Source organism: Bacillus sp. PS217, from assembly GCF_037963535.1.
Lineage (GTDB): Bacteria > Bacillota > Bacilli > Bacillales > Bacillaceae > Bacillus > Bacillus subtilis.
Map to the genome: position 1 here is coordinate 3708022 of NZ_CP150157.1, position 15538 is coordinate 3723559.

A 15538-nucleotide genomic window follows, 5' to 3' on the forward strand; every position below is an offset into this window, starting at 1 on the left:
TCCCCCGTTTTTTCTTCCGTTATCTTAAATTTTTCCAATTTCATTTGCTGCTTTATCCATACTTTTATCGTAAGCCTGAATAACCTTCTGATTCGCCTCAAACGATCTGTACGCTTCAGTCATTTCTGTATAGGCGCTTGTCACATCCACGTTTGAAAGCTCTGAGACGCCTTGTTTTAATGAATAGGATACCTGATTATTTCCGGCTGCGCTTGGCAGATCATTACCGTCCGCCGTGCTGTACAAATCATTTCCGTCCCGTTTGAGATTGCGGACATCTTCCGCCATTCTGACATCAATCTGGCCGGCTGTGCGTCCGTTCGTTGTCACAGTACCGTTTTCAGACACAGTAAAATTCTCATTATCAACAGTGATTGGCTGGCGATCCGTCGATAAAATAGGGCGTCCGTTGATCGTCAGCTGGTTGTTCTCATTTAGTGAAAATGTGCTGCTTTTTGAATAACGGATTCCATCCGCTGTTTGAACCGGATAAAAAAGAGCAGCTTTTTCATTGGTTTCCGCATTCATCGGAACTTGATTTTCGATCAATGCAATGTCTGTAGGCTGGTCTGTGGACTTCAGGCTTCCCTGTGTAAAGAGAGGCTTGAGCTCCTGCATATATACTCCGGTATTCACGGAACCGATTTCCGTCCTTGATGTCCCGGCCGGAGATTTTGATTCTATTCTGCTGAGCAGCATCTCAGGGAACGCGCGCATAGAGCCTTGATCAGCTTTATATCCTGATGTATTTGCGTTAGCAATATTATTTGAAAGCATTTCCGTTCTTCGCTGCTGGGCAATCATTGCGGATGTTGCTGTATATAATCCTTTTAACAAATTTCCCACCTCTAAAAATGGCATTTTTTCCAGTTGTCATATAGGAACGTTCGTTCTATAATAAAAACTCAGTATTTTATCCTATTATCGTCATTTAACATCTTTTCGTGAAGGCTTTTTCATAAAAAAACCTCATTCTTTTTCAGAATGAGGTTTGTGAAATCAGCTTAGTTTGCGTTTAGGAAGCTTGTCCATATTATCAAGCATGACACCTGTGCCGATGGCTACGCAATCCATAGGATTTTCAGCAACGAGGACCGGTACCTTCAGCTCTTCAGCAAGCAGCTGGTCAAGGCCGTTTAAGAGCGCGCCTCCGCCGGTAATAATAACGCCGCGGTCAATAATATCAGCAGAAAGTTCAGGCGGTGTTCTTTCGAGCACTTGTTTCGCAGCCTGAACAATAACAGCGACAGATTCACGAAGGGCTTCTTCAACTTCTTTACTGTTTACTGTAATTGTTCTTGGAAGACCGGAAACCATGTCCCGTCCGCGAATGGAAATTTCCTCGTGACGTGCGTCTGGGAAAACAGTTGCGACTTTAATCTTAATATCCTCCGCAGTACGTTCGCCGATCAGCAGCTTGTACTCGCGTTTGATATAATTTAAGATTTCCATGTCAAACTTGTCCCCAGCCATTTTAATAGAAGAGGAGGTGACAATATCGCCCATTGAAATAACCGCGATATCCGTCGTCCCGCCTCCGATGTCTACAACCATGTTACCGCTTGGCTGGAATATTTCCATACCCGCGCCGATAGCGGCAACTTTAGGTTCTTCTTCAAGGTACACATGTTTCCCGCCGCTTTTTTCTGCAGCTTCTTTAATTGCTTTTTGCTCAACGGATGTAATATTCGTCGGGCAGCAAATGAGCATGCGCGGCTTTGAGAACAGGCCTTTTACATTCAGCTTGTTAATAAAATGTTTCAGCATTGCTTCTGTTACTTCAAAGTCAGCAATAACTCCGTCTTTCAGCGGGCGAATCGCAACAATATTCCCAGGTGTACGTCCAACCATTCGTCTTGCCTCTTCTCCAACCGCCAGCACTTTGCCGCTGTTTTTATCAAGTGCAACAACGGAAGGTTCATTCAGAACAATTCCTTTACCTTTAACATGGATCAGTACATTTGCAGTACCGAGGTCAATACCAATATCCCTTGCAAACATCTATTTATATCCTCCTTGAAAATCTGTTTCACAGTAAATATCCACATTGTGCCCTAATTATATATATTATCATAAAATATAGAAAAAAAGTTGGAAGCACAATAAGTTCTTTACAAATTTTTGCGGATGTTTTATGAACGATTTCAAGAAGGCAATGCCAGGTGATTACGATTGCTGAACAGGCTCTCCTTCGAGAATTTCATCTTTTTTATATTTGAGCTTTGTCGCTTCTCCTCCTCTTAAATGCCTGATGGATTTATGATAATCGAGTATTTCTTTCACTTCGTTTGCCAAGTCGGGGTTAATTTCAGGCAGACGCTCTGTTAAATCCTTGTGTACTGTACTTTTGGAAACACCAAATTCCTTCGCAATGACACGAACGGTTTTCTTTGTCTCCACGATGTACTTCCCTATCTTGATTGTTCGCTCTTTGATGTAATCGTGCACACCACTCGACCTCCCTAAAATGGATGTGAGAAGTGTGAAATGAGATCCGTATTCTGTAAAGAGTCGTTCATTATGCCGCTTCTTCGTTGTATGGTTTTAAAAGTAAGTTTGTGAAATATGCCCACGATCCCTCACCTCAAACACTCTCTTTGTTAGGTTTGTAACAGTGTATTAGCATTCTTTTGGGAATATGCTAAAAACTCAATAAGGACAAGGGGTGAAACAAACTTTTTCAGATTCAGCAAACTATTTCGCGTCACTAAATTTTCATCTTTACAACTATTGATCGCTCCTGTAAAATGAAATAAGCAATTAGTTACTTAGGTAAGTTTTTTAGAAGGAGACCGACATGTCCTACGTCAACAGACACCTCATTCATCAAATCAACCAAAGCGCCCGCCTGATTGCCAAGAAAGCCAATGAACAGCTAGAGCCATTCGGCCTTTATTCATCTCAATGGTCAGTTTTATATTGTTTGCGTACGATCGGACCAATGACTCAAAAAGAGATTTGGTCCTATTTAAATGTGGAAGCGCCGACTGTGACTCGGACGATCAAACGCCTGGAGGAGAACGGCTGGGTTCAGAGACGGCAAGGTGAAGACAAACGGGAAAAACTTGTTGTCCTCACAAAAGAAGCCGAGAAAAAATACGAAGAAATCAATGTGAAAATGCTGAAATTCGAGGAAGAGCTGCTTGCAGATTTCCGGGATGAAGATAAAGAAGCTTTTTCTCATTTATTCCGCATGTTTTTACAACAATGAAAATAAGGAAGTGACATACATTTGAAAAAAGCGGATGCGATATGGACCAAGGATTTTATTATGGTCCTGCTTGTCAATTTATTTGTGTTTGTGTTCTTTTATACATTTTTAACTGTATTGCCGATCTATACGCTGCAAGAGCTTGGCGGCACAGAATCACAAGGCGGGCTTTTAATCAGCCTGTTCCTTCTGTCTGCGATCATTACACGGCCTTTCTCCGGAGCCATCGTTGAGCGTTTCGGGAAGAAAAGAATGGCGATTGTATCAATGGCGCTCTTCGCCCTATCATCTTTTCTGTATATGCCGATTCATAACTTTTCCCTGCTGCTCGGATTGCGGTTCTTCCAAGGGATTTGGTTCAGCATTTTAACGACTGTTACAGGTGCAATTGCCGCTGATATTATTCCAGCCAAACGGCGCGGTGAAGGGCTTGGATACTTTGCCATGTCTATGAACCTCGCTATGGCGATCGGGCCTTTCCTTGGTCTGAATTTGATGAGAGTGGTAAGCTTTCCTGTATTCTTTACAGCCTTTGCGCTGTTTATGGTTGCGGGCTTACTTGTTTCGTTCTTGATAAAAGTGCCGCAAAGTAAAGACAGCGGTACGACTGTATTCCGTTTTGCGTTCTCGGATATGTTTGAAAAGGGCGCACTCAAAATTGCGACGGTCGGTTTGTTTATTTCTTTCTGTTATTCAACAGTCACATCATATCTGTCTGTATTCGCCAAATCAGTTGACCTTTCGGATATCAGCGGATATTTCTTTGTTTGCTTTGCGGTGACAATGATGATTGCACGCCCGTTCACAGGGAAATTGTTCGACAAAGTCGGACCGGGCATTGTCATTTACCCATCAATCCTGATTTTCTCTGTTGGACTCTGCATGCTGTCCTTCACACATAGCGGCTTAATGCTTCTGCTTTCAGGGGCGGTTATCGGTCTTGGCTACGGATCAATCGTTCCTTGCATGCAAACATTGGCGATTCAGAAATCTCCGGCTCACCGCTCCGGTTTTGCAACGGCAACGTTCTTTACCTTCTTTGACAGCGGAATTGCTGTAGGATCTTATGTATTCGGATTGTTTGTAGCATCTGCCGGCTTCTCTGCCATTTATTTAACAGCGGGGCTGTTCGTTTTAATTGCCCTGCTTCTCTACACGTGGAGCCAGAAAAAACCTGCTGAGGCTGAAGGAAAAGTGTCTATTGCAGAATAACTTGTCAGACTGCCGGGAAATCCCGGCAGTCTTTTTTGCATATAAAAAACGGCGTCCCTCTCGGTTGAACGAGAGAACGCCGCTTATAGCAATTATTCAATGACAGGCCGCGCAGGTGAATCAGGATCTAACGAAAAATCATAGGACGCTTCATCACGAAACATCGGATCGGCATAAATGGATTGCTGATCGTTTTTTGTTGCTTTTCGATACGAAGAAAATGAATCATATTCTTTCTTTTTCCACATCCATATGCCGTCTTGATCCGCTTCCTTGTGGTACACGTTATGATTGACCGTATTTCCTTCATTTTCTGTAAAATCGTTTCCGATAAATAATCTGGAATCACCGGCCGTCAATATATTCTTTTCAATTGTGTTGTTTTTCGTATCGTACTGCAGCAGCAACTGTCCGCCGTACAGTCCCTTTGTGTCATTCCGGTACAGAATATTGCGGGCAATCAGAGAATTGCTGGTGCCGCCCCGCTTTTTGTCATATCCTCCGATTGAAATACCGGTGTACGCATTGTTGTACACTTTGTTGTCAGTGATCTGAATGGCATTTGCATACTTTCCTTTGTGTTCAGACGTTGCTTCAATCCCAATATCGTTATCGTAAACTGTGTTGTTCTTAATTTCGATCTTGTGTCCTCCATCGACATAAATCCCGCCCGCTGAGTATTCATCTCCATAAGCAGGATTGCCGTAAGTCGAGTTTTGATAAACTGTATTGTTTTCTACGACTCCGTTTCGCACGTAATCGTTTTTATCCGCGGTTCCCTCATAACCAATTAGATCAATCCCGATGTTATTATTGTTGCGGACCACATTGCCTGCAACTGTGAAGCCGTCGATATTACCGTTCAGCACAACTGCTTCACTCGCTCCAAGCGTCAGTTTCTCAACTGTATTGTCCTCGATTCGGATGTCTTTCATGCTGCCAGTCCCATAAACTGCGATTCCGTGAGCATTTCCTTCATCCGCAGTTGTCTTAATCCCCCGGATGTGATTATCCTTAATGGCGATATGACCGCTGGACCCTGATACATAAATCCCTATAGCAGTTGCTTCCTCAGATGAAACAGAAAGATCTTGAATTGTTAAACCGCTGATGGCAATATCATGTTTATCGTGAATACGAATAAGCGGTGTTTCATATTCAGCGTTCGCAACGGATTCACCGCTAATCACGACGTTTTCATTTTCATAGTTTCGGAATGTGATAGGCTTTCCGTCCGTACCGCTGTGCTTTACATCAAGGATTTCATGATACGTGCCCTCCCGAATCATGACAGTTGTGCCGGCAGCAGCCTTCTCAGATGCGTGTGCCAATGTACGAAACGGCTTTTCTTTTGTTCCTTCATTTTGATCACTGCCATTTGGCGAAACATACAGATAATCCCCAGATCCTTCCTCATTCGCTTTTGTCTTATCATAAACGAAAGCGAGGATGACAGACGTTAAAACACCCGCCAAAAGAATAAAATACCATTTTCTCATTTTCGATTCCCATTTCGTTTTAGAATAGATTTTAAAACAATTATAAATGTTCTATTTATGGAAAACCATTCAAAAATATGAAAATATACCGTCTAAATAGATCTTATTCAGCCTGGCTGACCTGCGCATGTTCAACCGTTTCAATTGCCAATGATGCAGGCGGGTGAACACGCATCAGAACAATGTAGAAAAGAAAGGAGATCAGCACACCTACAAACCAAGAAATATCGTATAAGCTTTTCAATGCAGGAACATACATGCCAATCAGCGAAATCAGCGCTCCTAACATTGTGGCTGCAAACGCACGGTAATTGTAGCCCTTCCAATACACATACCGTCCTGTTTCGGAATACAGGTCATCTACCGAGAGCTCACATTTGCGAATGATAAAATAGTCGGCCATCATCACGCCTGCCACCGGTCCAAGCATGCCGCCTATTAAGCCAAGAAACGCATACACGCTTGTCGCGCTCTCCATCAGCTTCCACGGAACCGTAAATAAAGCGAGCAACGCTGTGATAAAGCTGCCACGTTTGAAATTGATATATTTCGGCAGGGCATTCGCTATATCATAAGCGGGCGATACGATGTTCGCCGCGACATTTACAGAGATCGTGGCGATGCAGAGCGTGATCACGGACAAGACGATGACATAAGGGTTATCAAATCGCGCCAAAATATCGACAACATCCCAAATCGGCTCTCCGAACGCGACCTGCGAGCCGGAGGTCACCGTAATACTTGCGAATGCGAACAGCGCAAACGTTCCCGGTAAACCGTAAAATTGTCCTTTGATTTGCTCTTTTTGTGTTTCAGCAAAGCGTGTAAAATCAGGTATATTTAAGATCAATGTCGCCCAGATGCCGATGATGCCAGTAACTCCGGCAGCAAACGGCCAGAATGTTTCTGAAAACGTATGAAACTTTCCTGGTTGAGAGTATATCGGGCCCAATCCTCCGGCAATATCAACGGCCCACCATACCATGCCGCCAAATACCAGATACACTAAAGGCCCTGCCCACACCTCAAAACGTTTAATCGACTCCATGCCGTGATGCAATACGAGTAAATGAATGGCCCAAAAGAATACAAAGGAAAGCAAACCAGACAAGTGAATGCCGAGAATGTTCCACTCGCCACCAATTTCTCCCCAGCCCGGCCACATATTCAAAAGCAAAATGTTCAGTGCCGTGCTACCCGCAAAGGTCTGGATGCCAAGCCACATGATAGCTGTAAACGCCCTTAGAAGCGCGGGGATATTTGCGCCGTATATCCCGTAAGAAGCCCGAATGATCACGGGAAACGGCAGCCCGTATTTTGTCCCCGCATGGCCGTTTAAGGCAAGAGCGCCAAATAGGATAAGTGATGCCGTAATAATGATCGCCAGCACCTGCCAAGGCGAAAGGCCGATCGCAATTAATCCTCCCACCGTCGCGTAGGTCGGTATGTTATGTATACATCCCATCCAAATGGAGGCAAAGTTCATTGCTTTCCACGTCCGTTTTTCCTGTCCCAAAGGCACCAGATCTTCATTGCTCAGCCTGTTGGATTGCTGCTGACTCTCTTTTAATTTCATAGCCGGCTCCCCTTTCCATATTGTCTATATGTCATCACGTTATGTTTTTTGACATCAGATGTCACTTAATATAACTGAAGAGTCAGACAATAACACTGGCTATGATATACAATTTTCCCGTTTGTATTTGAACAGCTTAAACAAGAAAAAGAGACAGACCTCAGAGCCCGTCTCTTTCTCAAGATGCAGTTTTCATTAATGCAGCAAACCTCACAGCCATTAACAGGCTTGCTCCGCCCGCTATGATCATAATGATTCCCATCATATCAAAATGGGCTGCCGTGATTTCTTTACCAAAAAGAATGCCAAGGATCACCGAAGACAAAATCGATCCTAGGTAACGGCAGGTTTGAAACAGGCCTGAAGTCGTTCCTACCATGTTGGAAGGACTCGTTTTTAGCATCGCTGCCTGAAGCGCGACATTGCCCAGTCCGTAGCCTATACCCAAGAGCGACAGAATGAGCCCTTTACCGATGGTCTGGACATTGATAAAAAAGATGGTTAAGAGCACGGCTCCAGCCGTCATCAAAAGTGCTCCCGCAAAGATCGGCTTGACGACACCAGATCGGTCGATCCATTTGCCGGTTAGAGGTGACACAACGATGCTCATTCCAGACATAAACAGCATAAACAGGCCGCTCGTTTGAACAGAAAGATGCATTTCATCCTGAAAGTAACTTGGCAAACCAAAAAATAAACAATAGAAGAAAACATTCAATAAAATAAACTGAACATACACGGCTGACAGGTTTCGCTGTGTTTTAAACAGACGGACATCAATAAACGGCTTATCCGTTTTCAGTTCGCGCCAGACAAACGCACAGAGCAGAAGCAAGCCAAGCACACCTTCAACCGCATGCGGCGACGTGCTGAACGACAGCAAAAAGGATAGAAGGAAAATGATTCCCCCGGCAAATAAAACAATTCCAAGAATGTCGAGCTGCTGAATAATGGTTTTGATTCCTGCCCCTTTTTTCTGATCTTTCGGGAACATATACAGGCCCAATAAGAAGCTGAGGATAATAAACGGCAAATTAACGATAAAGATCGCCGGCCAGCCTCCCCATACAATCAAAAACCCGCCGACTGTAGGCCCCAGCGCCGTCATGGCTGACGCAAAAATAGAGAGTACAGCCAAGGCTGAAGCTTGGCGTTCATGAATATGATTCCGAATCAAGCCGACACCTGACGGATAAATCGCACTGCTCCCCACCGATTGAAACAGCCGCATGACCAATAATGTCATAAACGTCGGCGCAAACGGCGCCCCGATGGCAGAAACCGCAACAAGAATAAGCCCGAATAAAAACAAGCGTTTCCGCCCAATCAAATCACCGAGCTTCCCCGTTACGGGCTGTGCCACGGCACTCGCCAAGTAAAACGAGGAAATCAGCCAGGAAACCGTTGTAAACGAGAGGTGAAACTCATGCTGGATGCTATGGAGCGCAAGAGAGATCATAGACGAGTTCAGCGGATTCAGCATTGTTCCCGAAGCCACCGCTGTTAAAAAAACAGCCCGGCTTTTTTTCGATAACATCATTTCACTTGTTCCAGAAACTCTTCCGTTGTCCGCGATTTACCGATTCTCGGGAAAATAAAGCGCAGTGTGGCTTCATGCTCTTCATCGCTAAATGTGGACATGGCATCTGTAATAAAAATCTGCTGATAGCCAAGCTGAAATGCCTCCCGTGCTGTGCTTTCCACCCCGATATTCGTTGCGATGCCGCACAATACAATCGTATCAATGCCGCGGCGTCTGAGCTGCAAGTCTAAATCTGTGCCAAAAAAAGCACCCCATTGCCGTTTTGTCACAGTATAATCGCCATCCTGCACACCGATTTCCGGAACAAATTCGGCCCAGTCCGCAGGCATTTTCCCTGAACCTCCCTGCGCAGGCTCATCCGTTTGCGGCTTCAGGGCGTCCGCTCCATCATGAAAGGCTACATTTACAAAGCTGATGAACCCGTTATGTTTCCGAAATTCATCTACGAGCTTTTTCGCGTTCGGGACAACCTGGCCGCTTTGATCAATCGGCACAATTCCCTTTTGTAAATCAATGATAACCAATGCTGTTTTTTGAAAATCAATGTTGAGTGTATTCATCATACGTCTCCTCCTGATACTGTTAGTGTTTCTCACATTGCATATTTTACTCTTCACACTGCCTAAGTTCTTTTATGATGCTTGTGAAATTCTCAGAAGGAGCGTTTTCTCATGATTTTTCTTTTATGTAGTAGTAACAGGTTGTGCATACGAACAAACCGGCAAGCACAGTAATCATAAGGGGCGTCATCGCTTCATCACCTGCCTGCTGTCTATCGGTTCCTGCCTAAAAATGCCCATGAATTTGCGGCGGTCCATCCAAAGACACATAACCATTAATATCGTGCTAAGATCCTGCACGCCAATATCAAAACAATAGTTAATCAAGACGATGTTCACAATAATGGGCATAAAAATAACCGCCCCTAATGCAGCCGTTCGCGGAATCAGTAATAAAACAGCTGCCAGGATTTCACCAAAACCTATAAACAGTTCATAGACATGAGAATAACCGAAAAATGTCCACGCGATCGTAAACCCCTTCCCGGCAGCCGCCTCGATTTCAGGCGTCACCTCGCCAAACTGGCCAATCACCACTTTCGCCAGACCGTACACGAAAAAATTAAAGGCTAAAAACAATCGGAACGTCGCAGGAATCGACTTGCGTAATGCTCTCCTCAGCCTGCCGCCTTTATTCATCATACATCCCCCTCAGTGTATTATTTGATGTAGTACACTTAATACAGTATAGAGTATTCTAATTAATGTCAATTCCCTTTTCCGCCCATATGAATAGCTTCTTTTATAGATATAAAGTCTTATATTGTAAAAAATGCCGTTCTCCTTTCTTTCCGTCCCTCGATAACATTTCTTAAAAACCATGTCAGGAAATCTTACATGAAAATGTTTTATCATTCTTTTTTCTCTATAATGAAGAAATATAATAATTGCTTTTTATTCTGAAAGATACGGAGGAATGAGACATGCAAATGGGCGATACAGTTTTTATGTTCTTTTGCGCTTTACTCGTGTGGCTGATGACCCCGGGATTAGCGTTATTTTATGGAGGAATGGTAAAGAGCAAAAATGTGCTGAGCACTGCCATGCACAGTTTCTCTTCCATTGCCATCGTTTCCATCGTTTGGGTGCTGTTCGGATATACACTTGCCTTCGCACCAGGCAATTCAATCATCGGCGGGCTGGAGTGGGCAGGCCTCAAAGGGGTCGGATTTGATCCAGGAGATTACAGCGATACCATCCCCCACTCGTTATTTATGATGTTCCAAATGACGTTCGCCGTTCTGACTACAGCGATTATTTCCGGGGCTTTTGCAGAGCGGATGCGATTCGGCGCTTTTCTTTTATTCTCGGTTTTATGGGCCTCTTTGGTTTACACACCCGTAGCGCACTGGGTATGGGGCGGCGGCTGGATCGGCCAGCTTGGAGCGCTCGATTTCGCTGGCGGCAATGTTGTTCATATTTCCTCCGGGGTGGCAGGACTTGTTCTTGCCATTGTGCTCGGCAAACGGAAAGACGGTACAGCGTCTTCTCCGCATAACCTCATTTACACCTTCTTAGGAGGAGCTTTGATTTGGTTCGGCTGGTTCGGCTTTAACGTCGGCAGCGCATTGACCTTAGATGGTGTGGCCATGTACGCCTTCATCAACACAAACACCGCGGCTGCAGCCGGGATCGCCGGCTGGATCTTAGTAGAATGGATCATTAACAAAAAACCGACAATGCTCGGAGCGGTATCTGGTGCAATTGCCGGGCTTGTCGCCATTACGCCGGCTGCCGGATTTGTCACACCGTTCGCTTCTATTATTATCGGCATCATCGGCGGGGCAGTTTGTTTCTGGGGCGTATTCTCGCTTAAAAAGAAATTCGGATACGACGACGCGCTTGACGCCTTTGGCCTGCACGGGATCGGCGGCACATGGGGCGGAATCGCAACAGGATTATTCGCAACAACCTCTGTTAACTCAGCGGGCGCAGATGGGTTATTTTACGGTGATGCAAGCTTAATCTGGAAACAAATCGTCGCCATCGCCGCCACTTATGTTTTTGTATTTATTGTCACTTTCGTTATTATTAAATTTGTAAGCCTCTTCCTTCCCCTTCGCGCAACTGAAGAAGAAGAGTCACTTGGGCTTGACTTAACGATGCACGGGGAAAAAGCATATCAAGATTCTATGTGAGGAGTGACGCTATGAGCGGTCAAATGTTCAAGGTAGAAATTGTAACGCGTCCGGCAAATTTTGAAAAGCTGAAGCAGGAACTCGGAAAAATCGGAGTGACCTCTCTGACTTTCTCCAATGTACACGGCTGCGGCCTTCAAAAAGCACATACGGAGCTCTATCGAGGGGTAAAAATAGAAAGCAATGTATACGAGCGTTTAAAAATAGAAATTGTGGTCAGCAAGGTTCCTGTTGATCAAGTGACTGAGACCGCTAAAAGGGTGCTGAAAACGGGATCACCGGGTGACGGTAAAATATTTGTCTATGAAATCAGCAATACGATCAACATCCGCACAGGCGAAGAAGGACCTGAAGCACTTTAATATCGGTACGAGATTCGGACACTCCGGATCTCTTTTTTTGTGCACAGAATCCCCCCCAGAAACCGCGATTCCTCTTCGAATTCTCTTCAAGCGCCGTTATTTCAGACAATCTCTATTTTTATTTGAAACTTTTCATGAGTAAGATTAGTCTACTAAATATAAAAATGTAAAAGGTGATTATTTGAACTACGAAATTTTTAAAGCAATCCATGGACTATCTCATCACAATTCAGTTCTCGATTCCATTATGGTCTTCATCACGGAATATGCCATTGTCGCCTATGCCCTTATCCTATTGGCAATCTGGCTGTTTGGGAACACACAAAGCAGAAAACATGTGCTATACGCAGGCATCACAGGAATTGCAGGCCTTGTGATCAACTATTTGATTACGCTTATTTATTTCGAACCGCGCCCGTTCGTTGCGCATACAGTGCATACACTGATTCCGCATGCTGCGGATGCTTCATTTCCAAGTGACCACACGACAGGTGCATTAGCGATTTCTATTGCGATGCTTTTCAGAAACCGCAAAATCGGCTGGCCGCTTGTCATTTTTGGGCTTTTGACAGGCTTTTCGAGAATTTGGGTGGGACATCACTATCCGGTAGATGTATTGGGCAGCCTCGTTGTCGCCATCATTATCGGGTTCCTTTTCTTTAGATTTTCAGACCTGCTTCGCCCGTTCGTCGATTTGGTCGTGAGGATCTACGAAGCCATTATCAATAAACTGACGAAAAAACCAACCGATCAAAATTTCTAAGAAAGACAAAAGCCGGCGTCTGAAATCAAGACAGCCGGCTTTAATATTTTTCATACATCTCTTGTTTTCTTCGCTTCGCCAACACATATAAACCATAAAACAATCCAATACCAACAGCATCGATGAGCACATCCCGGATACAACCATTCCTGCTGAAGAAGAGCTGAAGAACTTCTGTGAAAAAAGCAAACGCGAACGAGCCGGCTGCAGCTGATCTTATGCTGCCCCGCTGTTTCCACAGCAAATAGGTCAGCACAAAGAAGGAAAACGCGTGCCCGATTTTTTGAATAAGCGCTTCAGGTATAGCAAGCTCTGTAAAATCCATGTCTAAAAAACGAGACATATCAGGGTGCGGCTGAAAATGAAAAGCCACCGTTTGTGACACGACCATGCCGCTGAAGCTTTCCGTACAGACAGAGAGCAGGATAAAAAAGATCCAGCCTGCGAGCAATAGGCGGTTCATGACATAACCTCCTTTATAACGTACGTGCCTACATGTAACTACATAGACGGTAAAACAAAGCAAAAAGTAACAGAAAAAAACGCCCATCACAAGGATAGACGTTTTCTTCATTAAGACTGTTCAGTGTCTTCTGTTGTGCTGCTTTCTTTGGAACCAGATTTGTCAGTTGAATCATCCTTTTTCTCACCGGATTTTTCTTCTGTTCCTTTTTCAGTTGATCCGTCCTTTTTCTCGGAAGATTGCTGAATGGATTCTTCTGTTTCTTGGGTGGCAGCTTTTTCTTCAGCAGCTGCTGCTTTTTCAATAGAAGAAACTGGTTTGTCCATAAAGTTTAACGGATTCATTGCGACCCCATCTTTACGGATTTCAAAGTGCACGTGGTTTCCGCTGTCTTCACTGTAAAGGTTCTTGCCAGATTTTCCGATCACTTGATTTTGTTTTACTTTGTCACCTTGCTCAACGCTTACTTCGGAAAGAGATTGATACACAGTCGATAAACCGTCGGCATGTTCTACTTCCACAACATATCCCAGCACTGGATCTTTTTCAGCTTTAACAACCGTACCACTCAGAGAAGCAGAGACATCGAAATCTTTTCCGTCTTTCTCAGCTAAGTCAATTCCTTTGCTTAGGCTGTACGTGTTATTATAGGTAACGAGTGCTGCTTCTTTCTCTTCTTTTGCGGCATCGGTTTCATAGAACTTTTTCACAACAGAAACGTTTTCAGAATCAACAACCGGCATTGCGACATTTTCCATTGACTTTCCTACTTCAACTGCATCGTCGTTGTTGTCATATGCGGAGTTTCCGCCGTTATCAGCTAACTGATCCTTTACCTCATCATTTGATACTGATTGATACCAAAGGACAGCTGTTAAAATGACGGCCGCACTGACTAAGTAAATTGCAGGGAACACCCAGCGTTTACGAAAAAACTGCTGAAGTTTTTTGACTTGAGAAGTTTTCTTTTCTTCCTCTCTCATTGTTTCATCACCTCAGCAACATTCTGAACACTTTTCTGAAAATATATACAACCTATCCAAAAAAACTTTTTTAGATGTAGTTTGCACAGACTGAACGAAAATATGTATTTTTTTGAGAGGAGTGCCAAAAACGTATGAACATGACATTGCGCCTTGCTGAAAATAAAGATCTGGAGGCTGTTGTGGCGATTTATAATTCAACGATTGCTTCTCGAATGGTAACAGCCGATACCGAACCGGTAACTCCTGAAGACCGGATGGAATGGTTTTCGGGACATACAGAGGCACGTCCGCTCTATGTGGCCGAGGATGAAAACGGAAACGTCGCTGCCTGGATCAGCTTTGAAACATTTTATGGAAGGCCAGCCTATAATAAAACAGCGGAAGTCAGCATATACATTGACGAAGCATGCCGCGGCAAAGGTGTTGGATCATATTTGCTTCAAGAAGCGCTCCGCATTGCCCCGAATCTTGGCATCCGCTCACTTATGGCCTTCATTTTCAGGCATAATAAACCAAGCCTGAAGCTGTTTGAAAAGCACGGGTTTGCAGAATGGGGATTATTCCCCGGCATCGCCGAAATGGACGGGAAAAGATACGATTTAAAAATTTTAGGGAGAGAGCTTTCATGATTAGTCTGGATAAAGATGAAAACGAAATTGAACATCATAATGAAGAAAATAGCCTCGCTGAACAGGAGACTGCACCTGTTGAACAGGAGACCCGCCAGCTGAGCGCCTCCGCTGTCAAGTCGCTATCCGACATTGCCAAGTGGGGAAAAATTTCTGGCATCTTGTTAATCATTATGGGATCGCTGGTCACTCTGACCGCCTTGATGACAGTGATTGGCGCCATCCCGGGCGTACTGCTCATTATTTCAGGCGTATTTTTGATGCGCTCAGCAAAAGCAGCCGCGGAAGCCGAAGGAACTCTTACCGGCGCCGCAGGTGAAAGCATGCTTGAGAACTATGGAACGTTTATTAAAATGCAGCTGTTTTACGCAGCATCCAGTATCGCCATGGGCCTGATTGGCATCATTTTGGCCATTTTCTTGCTGGTGATTATCGGCATAGCCGCTTATGAAAACACCGATACGTATGAAGATTCGGATTCCTATTATTATGAGGATGATCCGGTGTTTGAATAATGATGAGACAGGACAGGGCATGAGTTCCATATAAACGGAACCATGCCTATTTTATTTGACTATTCAAAGCAGGCCGGCGTA

Annotated in this window: 18 protein-coding genes; 7 read left to right on the forward strand and 11 right to left on the reverse strand. The window is 44.4% G+C overall.

The features are described from left to right. Positions 1-24: 24 nt before the first annotated feature. The 4 genes from flhO to NSQ83_RS19205 form a co-directional block, all read right to left on the reverse strand. The gene (gene flhO / locus NSQ83_RS19190; protein ID WP_015251036.1) at positions 25-837 is read right to left on the reverse strand and encodes a flagellar hook-basal body complex protein FlhO; all 813 of its coding nucleotides are present in this window, start codon (positions 835-837) and stop codon (positions 25-27) included. A 162-nt stretch (positions 838-999) separates the two neighbouring features. Continuing rightward, the gene (mbl, locus tag NSQ83_RS19195) at positions 1000-2001 is read right to left on the reverse strand and encodes a cell shape-determining protein Mbl (RefSeq protein ID WP_003227776.1); all 1002 of its coding nucleotides are present in this window, start codon (positions 1999-2001) and stop codon (positions 1000-1002) included. A gap of 165 nt (positions 2002-2166) precedes the next feature. Then, entirely contained in the window at positions 2167-2448 is a 282-nt protein-coding gene (spoIIID, locus tag NSQ83_RS19200) for a sporulation transcriptional regulator SpoIIID (RefSeq protein WP_003221804.1), read from the reverse strand. Between the two features lie 14 nt (positions 2449-2462). Beyond that, entirely contained in the window at positions 2463-2573 is a 111-nt protein-coding gene (locus tag NSQ83_RS19205) for a protein usd (RefSeq protein WP_010886628.1), read from the reverse strand. Between the two features lie 224 nt (positions 2574-2797). Between NSQ83_RS19205 and NSQ83_RS19210 the strand changes: the two genes are divergently transcribed. Continuing rightward, complete coding sequence (locus NSQ83_RS19210) at positions 2798-3211, forward strand: MarR family transcriptional regulator (RefSeq protein ID WP_003227771.1); 414 nt, start codon at positions 2798-2800, stop codon at positions 3209-3211. A gap of 21 nt (positions 3212-3232) precedes the next feature. Beyond that, the gene (locus NSQ83_RS19215) at positions 3233-4423 is read left to right on the forward strand and encodes an MFS transporter (RefSeq protein WP_003227769.1); all 1191 of its coding nucleotides are present in this window, start codon (positions 3233-3235) and stop codon (positions 4421-4423) included. A 92-nt stretch (positions 4424-4515) separates the two neighbouring features. Here the strand turns inward: NSQ83_RS19215 and NSQ83_RS19220 are convergent, their stop codons facing one another. From NSQ83_RS19220 to NSQ83_RS19240, 5 genes are all read right to left on the reverse strand, one after another. Then, a complete protein-coding gene (locus NSQ83_RS19220; protein WP_198878442.1) occupies positions 4516-5922 on the reverse strand; it encodes a right-handed parallel beta-helix repeat-containing protein in 1407 nt (468 codons plus the stop codon). A 103-nt stretch (positions 5923-6025) separates the two neighbouring features. Continuing rightward, entirely contained in the window at positions 6026-7498 is a 1473-nt protein-coding gene (pucI, locus tag NSQ83_RS19225; protein WP_198878441.1) for an allantoin permease, read from the reverse strand. Positions 7499-7676: 178 nt separating this feature from the next. Beyond that, the gene (locus NSQ83_RS19230; protein WP_029726045.1) at positions 7677-9035 is read right to left on the reverse strand and encodes an MFS transporter; all 1359 of its coding nucleotides are present in this window, start codon (positions 9033-9035) and stop codon (positions 7677-7679) included. Further along, positions 9035-9604, reverse strand: coding sequence for a hydrolase (locus NSQ83_RS19235; RefSeq protein WP_015251033.1), 570 nt, complete (start codon positions 9602-9604; stop codon positions 9035-9037). Before NSQ83_RS19235 ends, NSQ83_RS19230 begins: the two co-directional genes overlap by 1 nt. A 183-nt stretch (positions 9605-9787) precedes the next feature. Beyond that, positions 9788-10243, reverse strand: coding sequence for a DoxX family protein (locus NSQ83_RS19240; RefSeq protein WP_198878440.1), 456 nt, complete (start codon positions 10241-10243; stop codon positions 9788-9790). 281 nt (positions 10244-10524) lie between these two features. Between NSQ83_RS19240 and amtB the strand changes: the two genes are divergently transcribed. The 3 genes from amtB to bcrC all read left to right on the forward strand — a co-directional run bounded on the left by amtB (position 10525) and on the right by bcrC (position 12864). Beyond that, positions 10525-11739, forward strand: coding sequence for an ammonium transporter AmtB (gene amtB / locus NSQ83_RS19245; RefSeq protein WP_015251031.1), 1215 nt, complete (start codon positions 10525-10527; stop codon positions 11737-11739). A gap of 11 nt (positions 11740-11750) precedes the next feature. Next, a complete protein-coding gene (locus NSQ83_RS19250) occupies positions 11751-12101 on the forward strand; it encodes a P-II family nitrogen regulator (protein ID WP_003221829.1) in 351 nt (116 codons plus the stop codon). A 181-nt stretch (positions 12102-12282) separates the two neighbouring features. Next, complete coding sequence (gene bcrC, locus NSQ83_RS19255; RefSeq protein ID WP_198878439.1) at positions 12283-12864, forward strand: undecaprenyl-diphosphate phosphatase BcrC; 582 nt, start codon at positions 12283-12285, stop codon at positions 12862-12864. Between the two features lie 40 nt (positions 12865-12904). On the opposite strand, the gene NSQ83_RS19260 is transcribed toward bcrC, so the two are convergent. Both NSQ83_RS19260 and spoIIQ read right to left on the reverse strand, forming a co-directional pair. Beyond that, a complete protein-coding gene (locus NSQ83_RS19260) occupies positions 12905-13327 on the reverse strand; it encodes a VanZ family protein (RefSeq protein ID WP_029726047.1) in 423 nt (140 codons plus the stop codon). 110 nt (positions 13328-13437) lie between these two features. Then, the gene (gene spoIIQ / locus NSQ83_RS19265) at positions 13438-14310 is read right to left on the reverse strand and encodes a stage II sporulation protein spoIIQ (protein ID WP_014481160.1); all 873 of its coding nucleotides are present in this window, start codon (positions 14308-14310) and stop codon (positions 13438-13440) included. 140 nt (positions 14311-14450) lie between these two features. Between spoIIQ and NSQ83_RS19270 the strand changes: the two genes are divergently transcribed. Beyond that, positions 14451-14942 carry a GNAT family N-acetyltransferase gene (locus NSQ83_RS19270; protein ID WP_198878546.1) on the forward strand — a complete coding sequence of 164 codons (492 nt, stop codon included), beginning with the start codon at positions 14451-14453 and terminating at the stop codon, positions 14940-14942. Then, a complete protein-coding gene (locus tag NSQ83_RS19275) occupies positions 14939-15457 on the forward strand; it encodes a DUF5362 family protein (protein WP_198878438.1) in 519 nt (172 codons plus the stop codon). Before NSQ83_RS19270 ends, NSQ83_RS19275 begins: the two co-directional genes overlap by 4 nt. The last annotated feature ends 81 nt before the right edge of the window (positions 15458-15538 follow it).